The sequence below is a fragment of the Burkholderia sp. SIMBA_051 genome, assembly GCF_046534915.1.
In the GTDB taxonomy this organism is placed as follows: domain Bacteria; phylum Pseudomonadota; class Gammaproteobacteria; order Burkholderiales; family Burkholderiaceae; genus Burkholderia; species Burkholderia ambifaria.
In genome coordinates this window covers 1-266 of the sequence record NZ_JAWRXS010000367.1, presented here as the reverse complement: position 1 = coordinate 266, position 266 = coordinate 1, and the positions used below count along the sequence as shown (strand labels likewise).

1 protein-coding gene is annotated in these 266 nt (G+C 69.5%); it reads left to right on the top strand.

Annotated features, from left to right (window positions below; all coding sequences use genetic code 11):
* On the top strand, window positions 1–194 hold a 194-nt coding region (locus tag SB771_RS34890), incomplete at its 5' end, for a DUF3455 domain-containing protein (protein ID WP_410722026.1).
* Window positions 195–266: the final 72 nt, after the last annotated feature.

The window sequence follows — 266 nt, the reverse complement described above, 5'->3', positions numbered from 1 at the left end:
CCTCGATCCAGCGCGTGTTGACCTCGGGCGGTCTGCCGCCGGACCCCGTGTGCGGCCAGGAAGGCCTGTCGCTTTTCGTGCCGTATTCGGCGACCTATCTTTTCTATCGGGCAGCAGATCCGTCAGCGGTGGCGCCGTCGCCCGCCGACGCCGCTGCCGCGCCACCGCTGAACGCCGCGTCCGCCGTGGAGTAGTGCGCAACCGCGGCGCATCACACGTCGAAGCACGCCGAGGCCCGTCGAAGCCCACGGTTCGAACGACGTAGC